The sequence below is a fragment of the Clostridium sp. HBUAS56017 genome, from assembly GCF_007115085.1.
GTDB classification, from domain to species: Bacteria; Bacillota; Clostridia; order Clostridiales; family Clostridiaceae; genus Clostridium; species Clostridium cibarium.
This window is the reverse complement of sequence record NZ_SULK01000003.1, coordinates 108,682-129,525: the sequence shown is the minus strand read 5'-3', so window position 1 is coordinate 129,525 and position 20,844 is coordinate 108,682. Positions and strand designations below refer to the sequence as shown.

The window sequence follows — 20,844 nt, the reverse complement described above, 5'->3', positions numbered from 1 at the left end:
TCTTTATTTTAATTTGTTCCTTATGATATAATACTAAATGAACTTTTAAAACAGGAGGATAGTTATGACAGATAATATTAAATTAAAATATTTCATTGAGACATGGGGATGTCAGATGAATGAAGAGGATTCTGAAAAGCTTTCAGGTATGCTTAAAAATATTGGATATACAAGAACTGATGATATAAATGAAGCAAGCATTATTTTATTTAATACATGTTGTGTAAGAGAAAATGCTGAAAATAAGGTTTATGGAAATTTAGGAATGCTAAAAAAGGTAAAGGAAAAAAATCCGGATCTTATTATAGGGATATGTGGATGTATGATGCAACAAAAAGGAATGGCAGACAATATATTAAAACGTTTCCCATATGTTGACATAATATTTGGAACTCATAATTCATATAAGTTCCCTGAATACCTTAATAGAGTTAAAACAGAAGGTGTTCAAGTTAAAGAAATATTTGATAAGGAAACTCAAATTGTTGAAGGTATTCCTGTAGATAGAGAAAGCTCTGTAAAAGGTTTTGTTACTATAATGTATGGATGTAACAATTTTTGTACATATTGTGTAGTACCTTATGTAAGAGGTAGGGAAAGAAGCAGAAAACCAGAAGAAATAGAAAATGAAATTAAAGATTTAGTTTCTAAAGGATATAAAGAAGTTACTTTACTTGGTCAAAATGTTAATTCATATGGTAAGGGATTAGAAGAAGATATAAACTTTGCAGGTTTACTTAGAAGAATTAATAAAATTGAAGGTATAGAAAGAGTAAGATTCATGACTTCACATCCAAAGGATCTAACTGAAGAAGTAATTATGGCAGTTAAGGAGTGTGACAAGCTTTGTGAACAAATTCATTTACCAGTACAAAGTGGTTCTGATAGAGTATTAAAAGTGATGAATAGACATTATGATAGAGCAAGATACATGAGTCTAATCAATAAAATCAAAAAGGAAATTCCTGATTGCACTATTACAACAGATATAATAGTTGGATTCCCTGGGGAAACAGATGAAGACTTTGAAGATACTTTAAGCTTAGTAAAAGAAGTTGGATATGATTCTGCATTTACATTTATTTATTCAAGAAGAAATAATACTCCAGCTGATGAGATGGAAGATCAAGTGGCAGATGATGTTAAACATGAAAGATTTAACAGGCTTGTAGCAGCTGTTAATGATAGTGTTATACGTGGCAATAAGGTATATGAAGGAAAGACAGTTGAAGTACTTGTTGAAGGACCTAGTAAAAATGATGAAACCAAACTTATGGGAAGAACAAGAAACGGAAAACTTGTAAATTTCCAAGGAGATATAAACTTAGTTGGAAAGCTTGTAAATGTAAAGATAAACAGAGCACAACCTTTCTCATTAATTGGGGAAGTAATTTAACAAAAAAACAGCCTTTTAGGCTGTTTTTTTTGCTATTTAATAAATATTTTGAATTTTCTTTTGTTTTCTCAATTACATTTTAGAAATCTCTTGATTATAAACTTTGACTTTCTTTGACCTTGGAATTATAATATAAATGTAATAAAAAATAAATTTAAATTTTAAGGAGGTTTTTTAATATGTTTGGATTAGTACCTTTTAGAAGTAACGGAGTTAAATCAACTGGAAATTCGTTTGATGATTTCTTTTCAAGCTTTTTTAATGATGATTTCTTCTCTCCAGTAAACATGGGGGGAAATTTCAAAGCAGATATTAAAGAAACAGCAAATGAATATATTATGGAGGCTGAACTTCCTGGAGTAAAAAAAGAGGACATTAACCTTGAATACAAAGATAACAATTTAGTTGTATCTGGTAAGCGGGATGAGATCCTTGAAGAAAGTAAAGATAACTATATTAGAAAAGAAAGACATTATGGTCAATTTGTTAGAAGCTTTTACATTAATAATGTTGATAAAGATAATATATCAGCTACTTTTGAGAATGGTGTATTACATGTAAATATGCCTAAAGTAGAAAATGTTATAAACAATTCAAACAGAATAGAAATTAAATAGCTATAATTTAATATATGCTAATTTCTATCTATGCAGATGTGCTTATGTTTCTTAATAGAAAACATAAGCACATCTGTTTTTTTGTATGTATAATTTTTCCAATTTGTTGTATAATAATAGATATGTAAGGAATGAAAATTAATTTTAATATACTTGAAGTGAGGAAATTAAAGTGATTTATAGTGTAATTAACATGGATATAGTTGGATCTAGAAAAATCAAAGAACGTAAGCTTTTACAGGATAAGTTGAAGGAGTATTTTGATTGTTTAAGTAAGGAATATATTGAAATATTAGCTTCGGACATCTCTTTTACTTTAGGTGATGAGTGGCAGATTGTTTTAAAAAGGCCAGAGGAAAGCTATAATATTATAAGTAAAATAAAGACTTTTCTCCTTGAACTTAATATTAGTGTTTACTCTGGTATAGGAATTGGATGTATAAGCACGGATGTATATAAAAACAGTTCATTAATGGATGGAGAAGCTTTTATTTTTGCAAGAGAAGCCATTAATGCTGTTAAGAGCCGAGATCATGCAATTAAGTCTAAGTTAAATAAAGTTTACTTTAAGGGGAAGCCTTTTTATTTATACAATGAATTTGACAATTTTGATGAAGTAGCGCTTACTAGCTTAGATGATAATATATTAAATATAAAAACATTAAATGAGGTAATTAATGTTCTTATAGAAAATACAGAAATTTTGTTTAGTAAAATAACAACAAAGCAACTTAAAGTAGCAACTATGTATGAAAAGTTCGGATCATATAACAAGATGCTAGAAAATAATGTTGCTAAATCCAAGGCTGATATATCTCAAAAGCTTAATTCTGCTGAATACTTTACTTTAAAGAACAATAAGGAACTTATTAAGGAATTATTAAAACAATATATTATAAGTAACTAATAAGGAGTATTTAATATGATTACTGCTCTTTTAATAACCTTAATTTCACATCTTATAGGGGATTTTGTACTTCAAACAGATACTATGGCAAAGGGAAGAGATTCATGTAATTACGTTGGAATCACTAGAATAAAGAGATCTATTTTCTATAACTTGATCCACGGGATAATTCATGGTCTCATACTTTTAATATTAATTGTTTTTGTTAGCTATTTTACAGAAACTTATTTCTATTTTCCTATAAGTTTAATAGCTCTTATTACATTTATACATGTAATGATAGATTTATTAAAACCAATTATAAGAGGTTTCCCCTTAAAGATTTCATCACTAGCTAATCTGGTATTTAAAGATTTAAAACTTGGTTCTTGTAACTTTAATATTAGTAAAAATAAAATAAATTTTATTATATTTTTAACTGATCAACTTTTACATCTTATTGCTATTTTTATTATTTTTAAACTAACTTTAGGTATTGCACCAGATTCATTGTACGATTTTATTGTGTCCTTGCCTTCAACTACTAATATTCACGATAAAATATTAGTAATAGTGCTGATTTTATTTTTTTCAACCTTTGGAGCAGCGTATTTTTCTAAATCATTATTAGATAGTATAAAAAGTGATTCTGATAATATAAAAAATGATATGCTTCCCATTCTATCAAGTAAAAAATTGTGCAGCGAGGAAGCTAAAAAAGGTGGATTTTTAATAGGCATATTAGAAAGACTTTTCATTATTTTAGGTATAGTAATGTCTCACCCAAGTGTCATTGCTATTGTGCTTACAGTTAAATCTATAGCTAGATATAAGAAATTCGATAATGATAGTTTTGTTGAATATTACATTATTGGAACCTTTTTTAGTTTTGTTATTGCTATTTTAGGTGGTGTAGTTATAGCTAAAATCCTTTGAGTCAATGGTTATATTATTATCTTTAGCATATATCAATGACTTACGAGCTTGTATAAAAACTTCTCCATCAAGGTGATTTACAGGTAAGTTTAGATTTTTTATAGACAAATTACCTTTACCAATACCAACATAAAAAGTAATATTTTTAGGTAAATTATCTTTAAAACAATATAAAATTTTATATATTGGAGCATCTATAGATACTAAACCTTCCCATTCATCTCCAGCTGTGATTGTAAAGGGGCATATGATGTATAACTTGAAATCCTTATTACATTTTCTTATGGCTTTTATTAAGGAAATTTGAACTTCCTCTCTATTTTTTATGGTTCTTGAAGATTTTATATCACAAATTATAGCTTTATACATCTCTGTTCACCTCGTAGTTAAGATTATAACCTTAACTGTTAAAGAGTTAAGGTTATAATCTTAACTTATTTATGGTTAAGGCCAAATCCTTAACCTTTCTTAAATTTATAATTAATATATGAAATTTAGCATATTTTGTCCCTATTCTAATAACATATTGAAAAATTGATTTTTCATAAAATGATAAAATTTAATTTTGATGATATAATATATATAACTTTTATAGAGCAGGTGAAGAATTAATGATAAAGCAAGCCTTAATTGAAGGTTTTAAAAAAAGTACATATGGAAAAAATGAAAAAGATGGCGAAAGAGTATTTAAAAATGATTTGATATCAGAGATTAATTTAGGTGGAGATAGTGATTCTTTAGATATTGAAGCTTCAGTTATATCTGAAGACCTTTTTAGTGAATACTTATGTAAATTAAATATAGATAAAAAGAATAAGGAAGTTGCATATACTAATTGTACTTGTAGTGCATTTGAAAAAAACGGATATAAAAAGAATAATTATGTATGTAAGCACTTAGTGGCAACCTTTTATAAGTTATTACGTAATTTAGATGAGGACCCTGAACTTAAGGAAAGGTTGGGTCTTTATTATAACAAAGAAGAAGAGATAGTAAAGGCCACTGAAAGTTCTATACTTGACTTTTTACTTGGGGAAAATAAAAGAAGGCAAGAATTGAAATTTGAAGTTATTATAAATAAAATATCTTGGACGGGAAAGATAGCAGCTGAATTTAAAATTGGATTACAAGGAATGAAGTCCAATAAACTCTATTCACTAAAAGATATAGATGGTTTTTTAGTTGCACTATATAATAGAATACAAATAAATTATGGTAAGGAATTTGTTTTTGACATAAATAAACAAAAGTTAAGTATTAAAGATAAGAAACTTATAAAATTTATAGAACTCCTTAAAGATATTGATTTATCAGGAACTTCTTTCAAAAAGGTAGAGCAGAAGCTAGTGGTAGGTAAGCAAATTACTATACCTAAGGCTTTAGTTAAGCAATTTATGAGTATAATTAAAAATCATAGAGTTTATTTGGGATCTGGCTTTTATTCAAGACAACTTGAAACAGAAATTATTGAAGACAATATTCCTGTGCCTTTAAACCTTAAGGAAATTGGAAATATGCTTAAATTAGAAGCTCCACGTGGTGTTCCTGAGCCATTGACTGATAGTGATGATGTATATTTATATGATGCAATAATATATATTCCTCCTGATGAGCAGGTAGAAAAATTAACACCTTATATAGAAGCATTTAATCATGGAAATGCTATTTTCTTTACAAAGGCTGAGGAAGATAGGGTTCTTAGAGAACTTATTCCTTCTATGCAAAAGGTCACAAAGGATATTGAACTTTCTAGTTCTATAAGCAATAAGGTGGTTATTGCTCCAGTAAGTTTTAAGTTTTATTTTGATAAAGATGATGAAATTTATTTAGATCTTAAGGTATCCTATAATGAATATGAATTTAATTATTTTGATACCTTTACTGAAAAAGTAATATATAGAGACAGTATTAAAGAAGGGAAAGTTATTGAAAAACTTAGAGAATTAGGTTTTGAAGAGGTTAATAATAGATTTGTTTTCTTTAAAGATGAAGAATATATATTTAATTTCTTTAAAGAAGATATACTTGAACTTCAGGATATAGGAGATGTATATTATTCAGATAGATTTACAGGAATAAAGTCTTTAAATCAAGGTAGTTTCAGTGGAGAAGTAAAAAAAGGTAAGTATGATTATTTTGAATTCAAATTTAAACTTTCTGATATTCCTCCTGAGGAAAGTGCACTTATTCTCAGAGCCTTTAGGGATAATAAAAAATATTATAGGTTAAAATCAGGTGAATTTTTAGATCTTGAAGAAATTGAAATGAAAAAGTTCCTACGACTTTTAGATTCTTTAGAGAATGAGTCAAATATAGATGATAATACTATTACCATTCATAAGAGTAAGGGAATGTACTTAGAAGATTATTTAGAAGAAGAGGATATAAAATATATTAAAGGTAGGAGAGGTCTAAAATCTTTAAAGAATTCTCTTAAAAACCTAAAGGCTAAAGATTTTCCTTTGCCAGATAATATTAAGGCAAATCTTAGGAATTACCAAAAGGATGGGTATACTTGGTTAAGAACTTTAGATTATCTTGGATTTGGAGGAATTTTAGGTGATGAAATGGGTCTTGGTAAAACACTACAGACTATAACATTTATATGCTCAAATCTAAATAGTAAGTCTTTAATAATTGCACCTACATCTCTAATTTATAACTGGTATAGTGAATTTAAAAAGTTTGCACCTCATATTAAGGTAGCTATACTTGGTGGTAGTAGAAGTGATAGAGAAGATTTAATTAATGATAGAAATAGATATGATGTATTAATTACAACTTATAATATAGTAAAAAGAGATTTAGATTTATATGAAGATATAGAATTTGATTATTGTATTTTAGATGAAGCACAAAATATAAAAAATTCTCATTCACAAGCAGCTAAGACATGTAAGGCTATAAAAGCTAAAACTAGATTTGCTCTTACGGGGACTCCTCTTGAAAATTCCCTTATGGAGCTTTGGTCTATTTTTGATTTTATTATGCCAGGATATCTGTATGATGAAAAGAAATTCACTACAAGATATCATAGAAGGCTTGAAGAGGATGAAGTTATAATAAAAGAGCTAACAAAATTAATTAATCCATTTATACTTAGAAGATATAAAAAGGATGTTATAAAGGAACTCCCTGATAAAATAGAAAAAAGGCTTATAGTTCCTATGGATGAAGAACAGAAAGTAGTATATGGAACTTTTTCAAAGTATGCTGAAGAGTTAATTGAGCAAAAGGTAAAGGATGATGAGTTTAAGAATAGTAAAATTGAAATTTTATCTTATATTACAAAGCTAAGGCAGATATGTTTAGACCCTTCTGTTGTTATGGATAATTATAAAGGGGGAAGTGGTAAGATAGATGCTCTATTAGAAACTGTATCTCAAAGCATAGGTGAAGGGCATAAAATACTTGTTTTTTCACAATTTACTTCAGTTTTAAAAAATATTGCAGCTTCATTTAAATTAAATAATATAAGTTTTAGTTATTTGGATGGTTCTACTCCTTCAAAGGTGAGAGGTAAACTAGTAGAAGATTTTAATAATGACAAAGATACTTCTGTATTTTTAATTTCTCTAAAAGCAGGAGGAACAGGGCTTAATTTAACAAGTGCAGATGTGGTAATTCATTTTGACCCTTGGTGGAATCCAGCGGTAGAAGATCAAGCTACTGATAGAGCTCATAGGATAGGGCAAAAAAAGATCGTGGAAGTTATTAAGATGATTTCTGAGGGGACAATAGAAGAAAAAATATTAGATTTACAAGAAGAAAAGAAAAAGTTAATCAATAAGGTAGTAGGAGAAGAGGTAGATTTAGGAGATAACTTTAATAGTTTGCAGGAAGAAGAAATTTTATCTTTATTTTCTAAAAATTATTAAAAAGCTATTTACAAATATAGATTTAAGTTATACAATAATATCAAACAAAGGAGTTTGGTAGTGAGAAGATCACTAGCCAAGCTCCTTTTTATTTTTATATATCTTAAATCTAGCTTGCTTCACTTTATAATAATGAAGTTGGAATAAATAATTGCATTTGTAAAAGGTATTAATCGTAAAGACATATTGCCCCCCCGGCTTTATGTCTTTTCCCCTTTCTACAAGTTACTTCCATTCCAACCCCAAGTATCTACCTCTTCAAACTTTACATAAATTGACCTAGGAGGGATATTAAGCTTATCATTATATAAATCACAAATTTCTTTTGTAACCCTTTTTAAAGAGTCTTCAGAAACTCTGCCAAAAAGTTTCACTTCTACGAAAGCTCCATAATCCATTTTTTGTCCCTTGAAATATAGAGAGTAATTATCTTGAAAACCAAGCATTAAAAATTTTTCTGATTTTCCTGGTATGTCGTTTACTATTTTCCCTAGTTCTTTTTTTAGATACTCTTTTTCATTTTCGGAAAGAGGTATCGTAACTTTTGAATCAATGTAAGGCATAAATATAGTCTCCTCTCATTTATATATTTTGCTTTTATTTACTATAATATTAGAAATAGTTAATTTTATTACAATTTGTGTTAAAAATGTTTTTCATTAAAGCTATAGAATTCTCCTTTCTTTGATATTAATTGAAGCTTATAGTATAATTTCAATGAAGATAGTTAAATTAACAAAGAGATTAGATAAATTAATATTTGAGGTGATTATACATGGCATTAACTCCCATGATGAGACAATATTTTGAGATAAAAAATAAATATGAAGATTGTATTTTATTTTATAGATTAGGGGACTTTTATGAGATGTTCTTCGATGATGCAAAAACTGCTTCAAGAGAATTAGAATTAGTTCTTACAGGAAGAGATTGTGGTCTTGAAGAAAGAGCCCCTATGTGTGGAATACCATACCATGCAGCTGCTACATATATATCTAGGCTTGTAGCTAAAGGGTATAAAATAGCAATAGCTGAGCAAGTAGAAGATCCAGCTTTAGCGAAAGGAATAGTTAAGCGAGATATAATAAAGGTAATTACACCTGGTACATATGTAGATAATAATGCAGCTTTAGAAAATTTAAATACTTATCTAGTAGCAATATATGAAGATGGTAATAAAATTGGAATAGCTTCTACTGATATAAGTACAGGTGAATTTAAAACTACATCCTTTACTAATTTGAAAAGTACATTATTAGATGAATTATCTAAAATTAGCCCTAAAGAAGTGCTTATGGCAGAAGGAACTTCTAAGGAATTAATTGATGAAATCCATGCATCAACTAATGCATTAATAACAGAAAAACCTTTTAATGAGTTTATAGTAAGTGATAAGGAATTAGCTAATCAATTTTCTGAAGTGGAAGTTGATGGTTTAGATGAAGCTTCTAAATTAGCTTGTAAGGTTTTATTAAAATACATATTTGAAACTCAAAAAATGAGTTTAACAAACATAAACTTTTTAGAGAAATATGAAATATTAAATTTTATGACCATAGATGGTAATTCTCGTAGGAATCTTGAACTTACTGAAAGTATCAGAGAAAAAGGTAAGAAGGGATCTCTTTTATGGGTAATGGATAAAACAGCCACTTCTATGGGGGGAAGAGCTCTAAGGAGATGGATAGATGAGCCTTTAATAATAAAGAAGGAAATAGAAAAAAGGCTTGGAGGCGTAGAGGAGCTATTTAATAATATATCCCTTAATGAAGATTTAAGAACAGCACTTAAGGAAATTTATGATATAGAGAGAATCGTAGGAAAAATATCAAGTGGAAATGTTAATGGTAAAGATATGGTGTCTTTAAAGTCATCTCTAGAAAAAATACCAAATCTAAAAAAATCATTAAGTAGTTCAGAATCTCCTATATTAAGAGAATATTTTAATGATTTAGACGAACTTACTGATATAAAAGATTTATTAAATAGAGGTATATTAAATGATCCATCTATTAACCTTAAAGAAGGAAATATAATAAATGATGGTTTTAATTCTGAGGTAGATGAACTTAGAAAGGCAAAGTTACACGGAAAAGAGTGGATAGCTTCTCTTGAAAACAGTGAGAGAGAATTTACTGGTATTAAGTCTTTAAAGGTTGGATACAATAAAGTATTTGGCTACTATATAGAAATATCTAGGGCAAATTATTCATCTATACCTGAAGGTAGATATATTAGAAAGCAAACTTTAGCTAATGCTGAAAGATATATAACTTCTGAACTTAAGGAAATGGAAGATAAAATCTTAGGAGCAGAAGAAAAGCTTGTTAATTTAGAATATGAGCTATTTATTTCTATAAGGAATACTGTGGAAAAGGAAATAGGACGTCTTAAGAAAAGTGCTAGAATTATTGGAAGCCTAGATTCTTTATCTACATTAGCTTTAATAGCTTTAGAGAATGATTATGTTAAACCATCTATTAATGAAGATGGAATTATAGAAATTATAGAAGGAAGACATCCTGTTGTAGAAAAGGTAATAGGAAGAGGAGAATTCGTTTCTAATAATTCTCTGTTAAATAATGAAGATAATGAACTATTATTAATTACAGGGCCTAATATGGCAGGTAAATCTACATATATGAGACAAGTTGCCTTAATCACTTTAATGGCACAAATGGGGTCTTTTGTACCAGCTAAGAAAGCTAATATTTCAGTTTGTGATAAGATATTTACAAGAATAGGTGCTTCTGATGATTTAGCTGGTGGTAAATCTACATTTATGGTTGAAATGTGGGAAGTATCTAATATATTAAAAAATGCTACTAGCAAAAGCTTAGTTTTATTAGATGAAGTAGGTCGTGGTACTTCTACTTACGATGGTCTTAGTATAGCTTGGGCTGTTATAGAGCATATAACAAAAATGAGTAATTTAAAATGTAAGACGTTATTTGCAACACATTATCATGAACTTACAAAACTTGAAGGTTCTTTACCAGGAGTTAAAAACTATTCTGTAGCTGTTAAGGAAATAGAGGATAATGTAATTTTCTTAAGAAAGATAGTAGAAGGGGGAGCTGACCAATCTTATGGTATAGAGGTTGCTAAGCTTGCAGGGCTTCCAGAAGAGGTAATTAATAGAGCTAAAGAGATACTAGAATCTCTAGAAGGTAAATCAAAGGTTAATATAGTGCCTAGTGAACCTATAGAAAAAGAAGTTTGTGTTACTAAAACAGAGAAACATGTAAAATCTGAAAAAAGCCAAGTTATGCAGATGGATTTTGAATCCTTAGAAAAGGAAGCACTAATTAAAGAACTTGCGCAGTGTGATGTTTTAAATATGACTCCTATGGATGCAATGAATACTTTATTTAAACTTATAGGAGAAGCTAAGAAATTACAATAAGGAGGTTTAAATCATGAAAAGAATTAATTTACTTGATGAAAATACCTCTAATAAGATTGCAGCTGGAGAAGTAGTTGAAAGGCCTTCTTCAGTTGTTAAGGAACTTATTGAGAATAGTATTGATGCAAGATCAAAAAATATAACTATAGAAATTGAAGATGGTGGAGCTGCTTTAATTAGGATAATAGATGATGGAGATGGAATTCATCCAGAGGATATAAAAAAGGCATTTTTACCTCATGCAACAAGTAAGATAAAAAAGTCAGAAGATATATATTCAATTAATACTTTAGGTTTTAGAGGAGAGGCCCTTCCATCTATAGCTGCTGTTGGTAAGGTTAATATAAAGTCTAGAATAGAAGATGAAGACTTTGGCCGTGAGCTTGTTATAGAAGGTGGAGAAATTCAAGTGTTTCAGGAATGCGGTATTAACAAAGGAACTACTTTAGAAGTTAGGGATTTATTTTATAATGTGCCAGCTAGAAAGAAATTTTTAAAAAGCTCTTCAAGAGAAGGAGCATTAATAACTGATATAGTAAATAGAACTTCCTTAGCTAATCCTTCTATAAGTTTTAAACTTTATAATAACAGTAAAAAAGTACTTCATACATATGGAAGTGGAAATTTAAAAGATGTTATAAGAACTGTATACGGAAAGTCTATAACTGATAATCTTTTATATTTTGAAAGTAGTGATGATACTATAACTATATATGGATATATAGGTAAAGAAGAAATAGCAAGAGGATCAAGAAATAATCAAAGTATTTTTGTTAATGGAAGATATATAAAACATAAAACTATAGTAGCTGCTGTGGAAAATGCTTTTAAATCTTTTAGTACAGTAAACAAGTTCCCTTTTTTTACTTTATTTATAGAAGTGTATCCTGAGTTTGTAGATGTAAATATACATCCTACAAAGGCAGAAATAAAATTTACTGATGATAGAGTGATATTTAAAAAGGTATTTGATACAGTACATGAAACTTTAAAGAAGGATGTATTTGATACTTTTAAGATGCCTGAAGAAGAGGAAAAAGATAGGATTTCCTATACTCCACAATTTGAAGAGATTAAATTAGATATTAAGCCTAATCATGAAGAGAAGGTATCTTTTAATTCTTTTGAAACTCGCGAGAAAATACATTTAGAAGTTCCAATTGATCTTAAGCCAATAACTATAGTAGAAGAAGAAAATAATATGGTTAAAGAGAATACTTTACCTATAATAAATGAGAAAATATCAGATGAAAAAATAGGAATTGAGAAGGAAGTAAATAATATAATTATTAAGGAAGGTAATGTAACTGTTAATGAGGTTCAAGCAAAGTTTCCTCCATTAAAAATAATTGGACAGTTTAATAAAACTTATATTTTAGCTGAATATGAAGAAATACTTTATATGATAGATCAACATGCTGCTCACGAAAAAATCCTATTTGAAAAGTATTTGAAGAATATAGAGAGTGGATCTTTAGTGGTTCAACCTTTACTTATACCAGCTATAATAGACCTAACTATAGATGATTATGCTAATTATGAAGAAAATGCAGAAGTATTTAAAAATGCTGGTTTTACCCTAGAGGAATTTGGAGGAAATTCTATAACGCTAAAGGAAGTACCTTATTTCTTAGGTAAACTTGATCCTAAATCTTTATTCTTAAGTATATTAGATAATATTAAGTCATTAGGATCTGGAAAGACTACAGAAGTTAAATATAATAAAATAGCAACAATGGCATGTAAGGCAGCTGTTAAAGGAAATGATACATTATCAGATATAGAAATGATAAAACTAGTTGAAGAACTTAGATATATAGATGATCCTTTCCACTGTCCTCATGGAAGACCAACCATAATTAAGTTTAGTAATTATGATTTAGAAAAGAAATTTAGAAGAATAGTATAGAGAATGGTGATTAGATGAAAAAGAAACTTTTAATTTTGGCAGGTCCAACAGGGGTTGGAAAAACTGAACTTTCTATTGAATTAGCTAAAAGGCTAAATGGAGAAATAATTTCAGCAGATTCTATGCAAATATATAAATATATGGACATAGGTTCGGCTAAAATAACAAGAGAAGAGATGGATGGAGTACCTCATCATATGATAGATATCGTAGATCCTTCAGAAAGTTTTTCGGTGTCTGAATACAAGGATAGGGGAAGTGATGCTTTAGAAGAAATAATAGCTAATAATAAGCTTCCTATGATAGTTGGGGGCACGGGGTTATATATAAACTCCTTAACTTGTAATATGAACTTTTCTGAAACGGATAAAGATGAAGATTATAGGAAGTATTTAGAAGATTTAGCTAATGAAAAAGGCAATGAGTTTGTACATGAAAAGCTTAAAGATATTGACCCAATAAGTTATAAAGAAATTCACTACAATAACTTAAAAAGGGTTATTAGAGCATTAGAGGTATATAAACTTACTGGTAAGCCTTTTAGTTCTTATAATTCAGGTGAAGAATTCTATAAATCACCGTATGATATACATTTCTTTGTTTTAACTATGAATAGAGATACATTATATGAAAGAATTAATAAAAGGGTAGACATTATGATAGATAAAGGTCTACTTGATGAATGTATAAGTCTTAAGGAAAGAGGGTATACTTCATCTATGCAATCAATGCAGGGAATTGGCTATAAAGAGATGCTTTATCACTTGGAAGGCAAGATATCCTTTGAAGAGGCAGTTGATATGGTTAAACAAGGCTCTAGAAATTATGCTAAAAGGCAATTAACTTGGTTTAGAAGGGATCCGAGGGCAATTTTCTTAGATAAGGATGTTTTAAGTGATAGTGAGATTGTAGCTGAAATTTTAGATGACATAAATTCTAAATAACTGTATAATTATTTTAAAAGAAAACGGGAGGTGCCTTAATGACTAAACAACAAAATAATTTGCAAGATATATTTTTAAACAGTGCTAGAAAAAATAAAAATCAAGTAGTTATCTATTTAACTAATGGTTTTCAACTTAAGGGCTTTGTAACTGGATTTGATGCATTTACAGTTGTGTTAGATCAGGATGGTAAGCAAGTTCTTATATATAAACATGCAATAACCACAGTAACTCCATCAAAACCAATATTATTTACTGAAACAAATACTGATAATAATATATAATAAAAGATGAAAGCTTGGCTTTCATCTTTTTTATTTGTTATAATACAAGAGGAATAAAATTTTGGAGGAATACAATGTTACAAATTACTAAGGACTTATTAAAAAATACCTATAACTTTGGAGATGAAACTTTAAAGTTATATGATATAGCGATAAAAGATGTAGAAGAACAATTTAAGATCTATGATGAAATAAGGGAGTATAACCAAATCAAAGTATTAAAGGCTTTTCAAGAGGAGAGAATAAGTGATACTCATTTTACTAATTCTTCAGGATATGGTTATGATGATATAGGGAGAGATTCTTTAGATAAAGTATATGCGAGAATATTTAACGCAGAAGCTGCATTAGTTAGGCCACACTTTGTTAACGGAACTCATGCAATAGGAGCTGCACTATTTGGAAATCTTAGACCTGGAGATAAATTACTTGCAGTATCAGGGAAACCTTATGATACTCTTCATAATATTATAGGGATAAGCGGAGAGGAGAAAATAGGCTCTCTTAAGGAATATGGAGTGAATTATGAACAAGTAGACCTTAAAGAAGGTAAATTTGATTTTGGAGCCATTAAGGAAGCTTTAAAAGATAGCTCTGTTAAAGTAATACATATTCAAAGAAGTACAGGTTATGGATGGAGAAATTCATTCCTAGTATCTGAAATTGGAGAAATAATATCTTATATAAAAGATATAAGAGAAGATGTAAATGTATTTGTTGATAATTGTTATGGAGAATTTATAGATGTTATTGAACCTACTGATGTGGGTGCAGATTTAATAGCAGGATCTCTTATAAAGAACATAGGAGGTGGCTTAGCTCCTTCAGGAGGATATATAGTAGGTAAGAAGGAGTTAGTTACTCAAGCAGCTTACAGACTAACTATCCCTGGAATAGGAGGGGAGTGTGGAGCAACATTTGGCCTTATGAGAAGCTTATATCAAGGATTATTCTTAGCTCCTCATGTAGCTATGGAAGCTGTTAAAGGAGCAGTGTTCTGTGCTAGAATAATGGAACTTGCTGGATTTGAAGTGTTACCTAAGTATGATGAAAAGAGAAGTGATATAATTCAATCTATAAAATTTGGTGATCCTAAAAAGGTAATTGATTTCTGTAAGGGAATACAACATGGTTCGCCAATAGACTCTTATGTAGAATGTGAACCATGGGCTATGCCAGGATATAAAGATGAAGTTATAATGGCAGCAGGTGCATTTATACAAGGTGCTTCTATTGAATTATCAGCTGATGCACCTATTAGAGAACCTTATATAGCATATCTTCAAGGTGGATTGACATTTGACCACGCTAAAATAGGTATACTTATAGCACTAAATAATGTATTGAATAAATAAGGACAAGAAAGCCATCTCAAAATATATTTGAGGTGGCTTTTATTATAAATTCATATTATTAGGCATTCTTTTTTTTACAATAAAATATCTATTAGCCGATTTTAATATAATATTTCCTGAGCCTGGAATCTTTTTAAGTAAAATATATATATCATATAGATCAAATGCTGATAAAAGAGCATTAGCATAAGCAATTGATAATAATAACATACTTATATGATTATAAATTATTATGAGAAGTGGAAATATAGTTAGTATAAATAAAGGGGAGATAGCTGCTATAATAAGCCTGAATTTTTTAAGTTCCTTTTTACAATAGCAAAAAGGTGTTAAGTATTTTCTATAAAAACCTAAATAACATTTTTTATTCCAAGTGCTAGTAGGAAAAAATAAGCAGTGAAGCAGCAGATGAATTATAGTTACTACTAGAAAAAACAATAAAAAATATCCTAAAAACCAAATTAAAGATTTAATAAAATTACTATGAAAATTAAAAGTACTGTAACCAATTCCGAAGCAAAAAGGATAATGAATGAGAATCATTATTCTTGATGCATATTTTCTCTGTTTCTTAGGAGAATTACGATCTGCTGAGGTAATTGTGTACTCGCTTGAAATCTCACTTTTGAAATCAGGAAAAGGACCATTAACAAACATAATTTAATCCTCCTTAAAAGAAATAAAAAAAGAACTATATTTAAATATATAGCTCTTTACATAATATTATTACTTAATATTGTCTAAACAATCCAACAAGTTTTCCTAGTATACTACAAGTATCCACAATGATAGGAGACATAGTATCGTTTTCTGGCTGCAATCTAATATGGTCTTTTTCTTTGAAAAATCTCTTTATAGTTGCTTCATCTTCTATAAGGGCTACTACAATTTCACCATTGACTGCGTTGTCAGCCTTTTCGATTATAGCTAAATCACCATCGCAAATACCTGCATTTATCATGCTTTCACCAGTAACCTTAAGCATAAACAACTCTCTATCATGTTTAATATAATCTAAGGGAACTGAAAAAGTATCTTCAATATTTTCAGTTGCTAAAATAGGTTGCCCTGCAGTAACTTTTCCTACAATAGGTATTGTTGCCATTTCTCTTTTTGCTGAATTTAATTCCACTATTTCTAAAGCTCTAGGTTTTGTAGGATCTCTTTTAATTAACCCTTTTTTTTCTAGTCTTTTTAAATGTCCATGAACTGTTGAAGTAGATCTTAGTGAAACAGCTTCACAAATTTCTCTAACAGATGGTGGATATCCTTTAGTTTCTGTATAAGTTTTTAGAAAATTATATATATCAGATTGTTTATCTTTACCTTCTACCATGTTAACACCTCTTTAAAATATTATAGCATAACATTAATTGTATATCAAACCTATGTTCTCAAAACCTATGTTCTGTATATAAATTTGATTAATGGGCAATACTTTGTTATAATAAAATTTGATTATTTTAATAGGTGGTGTATTAATATGGCTAAATATACTGAAGATGATTACTGCGATATATACAAAAAGAAAATTTGTGATAATTGCGGAAAGTGTTTAGAGATGGATGGAGTAGATATTAGAGCGATTAATATTGAAGATATAGCTAAGACAGTGGAAGAAAATAAGGTTTTAGAGGAAGAGTACATAAATGAATTAGAAGCTCAAAAGGATGCTTTAGACGAGGAAGTAGATACAACAGATGATTCTTTCTATGATGATTATGATAAATTAAAGGATGCATATAAAGATTTTGCTAAAGAAAATGATTTAGGCGAAGAATATGAAGATGCATTTGACCATATAGATTATTCAACTGAAGAAGAATTGTTTGAAGATGGAAATTTAGAAGAAATGACTGAAGAAGTTTTTCCGGGTGTTAGGAAATTAAAGAAAGACATATAGATAATAAGAATAAAATCACCTTCTAATACAAAAAATACATTAGAGATATTTTTGTGTTAGAAGGTGATTTTGTGTTTAAAGAAAGAAAATTTGCTTTGTTTACAATAGTTGTTTTGCTAATTTCTCTATTGTTTAGTGGATGTAATGCCAAAAATACAATAGAGGATGCTGGAAAAAACATTAAGCAAGGGACTGAAAAGGTAAGTGAAGATGCTAAAGATATAGTAAGTAAAATTAAAGATGAATCTATGGGATATAGTAAAGATGAATTAAAAAAAGAATTGGCTAAGAAAGGAATAACATTAGAAAAGCAAGATACTACTAGCCCTTATTTTTCTGTAAAGAGTGAAGATTACAAAATAGTTGGTGGTAGCCTAATTATATATGAGTATAACTTAGAAGATAAAGAAAAGATTATTAGTGATCTAAAAACAGTAACAGAGAATGGGTCTGTTATAAATGGTACTAAAATTAATTGGTTAAAAGCACCTCATATATATAAAAAGGGGAGAGTAGTAGTGATTTACGATGGAGATGACGAAGCTATCAAGACTAATTTAAAAGAGATACTAGGAGAGCCTTTGTTAGGATAAAAAAGAAGAGAGTAGAATCTCTTCTTTTAAAGTTTTGATAAAGGATTTGATTTTACAGCTTCCCTTAAGGAATCATCATCTACGTGAGTATAAATCTGAGTAGTTGAAATACTTTCATGACCTAAGATGTTTTGTAAACTTCTAATATCTACATTGCCGTATTTATACATAAGGGTAGCAGCAGTGTGTCTCAATTTATGAGGGGTATATTTGCCGTCTACGATTCCTGCATTTCCAATATGTTTTTTTACTAAAAGTTCAACAGTTCTTTTATTTATAGCTTTATTTCTACCTGAAATAAATAGATATTTTTTATCTTCTTCAGAAACTTTTGAAACATCTCTGACTTTTAAATAATTATCTAAGGCTTTAAGGCAAGCTTCGTTTAGGTATACAGTTCTTTCTTTATTACCTTTACCTATAATAGTTAATGTATCTCCTTTAATTTTTTCTATGTTGATAGAGCATAATTCTGAAAGTCTCATTCCGCAGTTTAGGAATAAAGTCAATATGCAATAATCTCTATAATAGTTTTTATCGGTAGTATCTAACGAATTTAAAAGTTCTAAGCTTTGATCTAAAGTTAAATAAACTGGCTGTCTTTTATCTAATTTTGGAGATTCTAACTCTAAAGTTGGATTTTCATCGATTACTTTTGCTTTGTTTTGTAAAAATTTAAAGAAGGATTTTAATGCAGCAACTTTTCTAGCTCTAGCGTGAGTGCCGTTTTCTCTTTGTTTTTCTACAAAAGAAAGGTAAGCATAAATATCTGTAAGTTTTATTCCTCTAATAAAATCTTTGGTTATATCGTTTGTAGGAATTTCACCAAACTCTAAAGAGGTATCTTTAATTAAACCTTTATATACCTTTAAAAATCTAAAAAACAAAGTTAAATCAATAGCGTAACCTTTGATTGTGTTGCTGGATTTACCTTTGATGGTCTCTAAATAATTTAAAAAATCTTTTAAGGTTTCAGGATAAGTGCTAGTATCAGCTAGCTCAATACCAAAGGTTTCAGATATATCTGAACCTGTGATAGCTTGTCCATTTCCGTTAGGAGAAAGGTTAAGATTTGAGTTTTTATCCTTAATTTTAGATGCTGTCTTTAAATCTCTATTAAGGCCTAATTCTTTAAGCCAAATTTGTATAGTTCTAACTCCGACACCATAAATATTAGCTAATTCACTGGTGGATAGTTTATGTTTATATGAAAGTATATATAAATCTTCAATAATATATTCATATCCGCGTTCAGCTTCTAAATCATAAAAATTTGAATAAACTTTATGAAGTCTTTTTCGATCAGCGTTGTTCAAGTCAACTTCAAATAGTGAAAGTATTTCTTCAGGATATTCGTAATTTTTATATTTAAAAGTTTTATTTCGTGCTTTATTCATTTTTTTACCTCCATAAATGCCACTTAAAGCCTTGATATCATTATATCACAGCATTTTTTTATAAACAATAACACGAAATGTAATAAATGTGTATTTAGCGAAATAACTTTTAGCTGATTTTTAAAGATTTTCTTATAAATTCTTGCGATTATATCAAATCTTTATTGCTGATATTATCTTTATCATAACTTGTGTAACTTCAAAAAACTGTTTTATAACCTAATTGGTTTATATAATTTAAAGATCTTTTGCTAAATGTTTCATTTTGAAATCTAAAAAAATTACATATATCTGTACCTGTTGATTTTTTATAAGAATCTTCAGTTTTACATATTTCTTTAAGCATTTCTCCAGGACTATTTATTGCAAGTTCGTTAATATCTATATCTTTAGCTAATAAATTTATAAAGAAAGGATGGAAGCTATTAATAATAAAATTGTAGCAAAAGCAATCTTGCTATTTAGGATTTGCTTTTGCTTTCTATTCCTTTGCGCCTTTTTATTTCTCAATCCTACCACCCGCTTGTTTGTGTGTGTTTTTATTTAATTTAATACTATTACATTTTATTTGGTTTGTAAATTATGTAAGAATATTCTTGGTTATGGATTTTTTAAACGGAGGGAGGAATGAAACTCTAGAACATTATGAAAAAATAAATATTATGAAAAAAATCTAATTTTATTACAAAATATGGGTAAAAAACGCTGATTTCGATTGTGTCAAAAATTATATTCTAACTTTTCTTTATCCCTCACAATTATACATTTGTATTAAAGTTGGAATTAAAAAAGCGTATAAATTGATGTAGTGTAATTTTATTTAAATTATTAATATATATGTAATTACTTAAATAAAATTATATATTATATAAAAAATTACTTATAATCAATTTTGAAACATATAAGTAATTTTTGATTAAATTGCTAAAATATAAGAAATGAAATGTTTATGAAAATCTATGAAAACAGAGGGAGCAAATAATAAAGTAAATAAAATTTAAGAGAATCATTTTTGATTCCCTTAAATGTATTACATTATTTTACTTTTGAACTTTTCATTACTATATCATTTAAAAAATTAAGAAGATTTTTTGTGTTGTCACAATTAAGTTTATAATAGTTCCAAGTACCCTCTTTTCTGCTAATAACTAAACCGCATTCCATTAATACTTTCATATGGTGAGATAAAGTTGGCTGTGTAAAATTAAATTGGTTTAATATTTCACAAGCACACTTCTCTTTACAAGATAGCATTTCGATTATTTTTAGTCTGTTAGGATCACCTAAAGTTTTAAATATCTTAGCAGTTACTTCGAATTTATTATCCATTCTTTCACCTT

The 20,844-nt window shown here is 28.5% G+C and carries 18 protein-coding genes; 12 read left to right on the top strand and 6 right to left on the bottom strand.

The window, feature by feature from the left end; translation table 11 throughout:
- Window positions 1-58: 58 nt before the first annotated feature.
- The 4 genes from miaB to FAY47_RS04355 all read left to right on the top strand — a co-directional run bounded on the left by miaB (window position 59) and on the right by FAY47_RS04355 (window position 3,835).
- On the top strand, window positions 59-1,396 hold the full coding sequence (miaB, locus tag FAY47_RS04370) for a tRNA (N6-isopentenyl adenosine(37)-C2)-methylthiotransferase MiaB (protein ID WP_185966728.1): 1,338 nt from the start codon (window positions 59-61) through the stop codon (window positions 1,394-1,396).
- 179 nt (window positions 1,397-1,575) lie between these two features.
- Complete coding sequence (locus tag FAY47_RS04365; protein WP_143315203.1) at window positions 1,576-2,013, top strand: Hsp20/alpha crystallin family protein; 438 nt, start codon at window positions 1,576-1,578, stop codon at window positions 2,011-2,013.
- Between the two features lie 172 nt (window positions 2,014-2,185).
- Entirely contained in the window at window positions 2,186-2,920 is a 735-nt protein-coding gene (locus tag FAY47_RS04360) for a SatD family protein (protein WP_143315202.1), read from the top strand.
- A gap of 15 nt (window positions 2,921-2,935) precedes the next feature.
- A complete protein-coding gene (locus FAY47_RS04355) occupies window positions 2,936-3,835 on the top strand; it encodes a DUF3307 domain-containing protein (RefSeq protein WP_143315201.1) in 900 nt (299 codons plus the stop codon).
- Here FAY47_RS04355 and FAY47_RS04350 read toward each other — a convergent pair.
- Window positions 3,803-4,204, bottom strand: a complete 402-nt coding sequence (locus FAY47_RS04350; protein ID WP_143315200.1) for a SatD family protein — start codon at window positions 4,202-4,204, stop codon at window positions 3,803-3,805. The two genes, FAY47_RS04355 and FAY47_RS04350, sit on opposite strands and share 33 nt — an antisense overlap.
- 242 nt (window positions 4,205-4,446) lie before the next feature.
- Between FAY47_RS04350 and FAY47_RS04345 the strand changes: the two genes are divergently transcribed.
- Entirely contained in the window at window positions 4,447-7,713 is a 3,267-nt protein-coding gene (locus tag FAY47_RS04345) for a DEAD/DEAH box helicase (protein ID WP_143315199.1), read from the top strand.
- A gap of 218 nt (window positions 7,714-7,931) precedes the next feature.
- On the opposite strand, the gene FAY47_RS04340 is transcribed toward FAY47_RS04345, so the two are convergent.
- Window positions 7,932-8,276 (bottom strand): phenylpyruvate tautomerase MIF-related protein, encoded by a 345-nt coding sequence (locus FAY47_RS04340; RefSeq protein WP_143315198.1) that lies wholly within the window; start codon window positions 8,274-8,276, stop codon window positions 7,932-7,934.
- Window positions 8,277-8,488: 212 nt separating this feature from the next.
- Between FAY47_RS04340 and mutS the strand changes: the two genes are divergently transcribed.
- From mutS to FAY47_RS04315, 5 genes are all read left to right on the top strand, one after another.
- Complete coding sequence (mutS, locus tag FAY47_RS04335; protein WP_143315197.1) at window positions 8,489-11,119, top strand: DNA mismatch repair protein MutS; 2,631 nt, start codon at window positions 8,489-8,491, stop codon at window positions 11,117-11,119.
- A 13-nt stretch (window positions 11,120-11,132) separates the two neighbouring features.
- A complete protein-coding gene (mutL, locus tag FAY47_RS04330; protein ID WP_143315196.1) occupies window positions 11,133-13,028 on the top strand; it encodes a DNA mismatch repair endonuclease MutL in 1,896 nt (631 codons plus the stop codon).
- Window positions 13,029-13,042: 14 nt separating this feature from the next.
- Window positions 13,043-13,972: a tRNA (adenosine(37)-N6)-dimethylallyltransferase MiaA gene (gene miaA / locus FAY47_RS04325; protein WP_143315195.1), complete on the top strand. Its 930-nt coding sequence runs from the start codon at window positions 13,043-13,045 to the stop codon at window positions 13,970-13,972.
- Window positions 13,973-14,010: 38 nt separating this feature from the next.
- Window positions 14,011-14,256: an RNA chaperone Hfq gene (gene hfq, locus FAY47_RS04320; RefSeq protein ID WP_143315194.1), complete on the top strand. Its 246-nt coding sequence runs from the start codon at window positions 14,011-14,013 to the stop codon at window positions 14,254-14,256.
- A gap of 74 nt (window positions 14,257-14,330) precedes the next feature.
- Entirely contained in the window at window positions 14,331-15,611 is a 1,281-nt protein-coding gene (locus FAY47_RS04315; protein ID WP_143315193.1) for a methionine gamma-lyase family protein, read from the top strand.
- A 42-nt stretch (window positions 15,612-15,653) separates the two neighbouring features.
- Here FAY47_RS04315 and FAY47_RS04310 read toward each other — a convergent pair whose 3' ends face one another.
- A complete protein-coding gene (locus FAY47_RS04310; RefSeq protein WP_143315192.1) occupies window positions 15,654-16,268 on the bottom strand; it encodes a DUF3267 domain-containing protein in 615 nt (204 codons plus the stop codon).
- Between the two features lie 73 nt (window positions 16,269-16,341).
- Window positions 16,342-16,947, bottom strand: a complete 606-nt coding sequence (gene lexA / locus FAY47_RS04305; RefSeq protein ID WP_143315191.1) for a transcriptional repressor LexA — start codon at window positions 16,945-16,947, stop codon at window positions 16,342-16,344.
- Window positions 16,948-17,094: 147 nt separating this feature from the next.
- On the opposite strand from lexA, the gene FAY47_RS04300 reads away from it, so the two are divergent.
- Both FAY47_RS04300 and FAY47_RS04295 read left to right on the top strand, forming a co-directional pair.
- Window positions 17,095-17,514: a hypothetical protein gene (locus FAY47_RS04300; RefSeq protein WP_143315190.1), complete on the top strand. Its 420-nt coding sequence runs from the start codon at window positions 17,095-17,097 to the stop codon at window positions 17,512-17,514.
- A 71-nt stretch (window positions 17,515-17,585) separates the two neighbouring features.
- Window positions 17,586-18,107 (top strand): hypothetical protein, encoded by a 522-nt coding sequence (locus FAY47_RS04295; RefSeq protein ID WP_143315189.1) that lies wholly within the window; start codon window positions 17,586-17,588, stop codon window positions 18,105-18,107.
- 26 nt (window positions 18,108-18,133) lie between these two features.
- On the opposite strand, the gene FAY47_RS04290 is transcribed toward FAY47_RS04295, so the two are convergent.
- Both FAY47_RS04290 and FAY47_RS04285 read right to left on the bottom strand, forming a co-directional pair.
- Entirely contained in the window at window positions 18,134-19,111 is a 978-nt protein-coding gene (locus FAY47_RS04290) for a tyrosine recombinase XerC (RefSeq protein WP_243129548.1), read from the bottom strand.
- A 1,428-nt stretch (window positions 19,112-20,539) separates the two neighbouring features.
- The gene (locus tag FAY47_RS04285) at window positions 20,540-20,833 is read right to left on the bottom strand and encodes a metalloregulator ArsR/SmtB family transcription factor (RefSeq protein WP_143315187.1); all 294 of its coding nucleotides are present in this window, start codon (window positions 20,831-20,833) and stop codon (window positions 20,540-20,542) included.
- Window positions 20,834-20,844 lie beyond the last annotated feature (11 nt).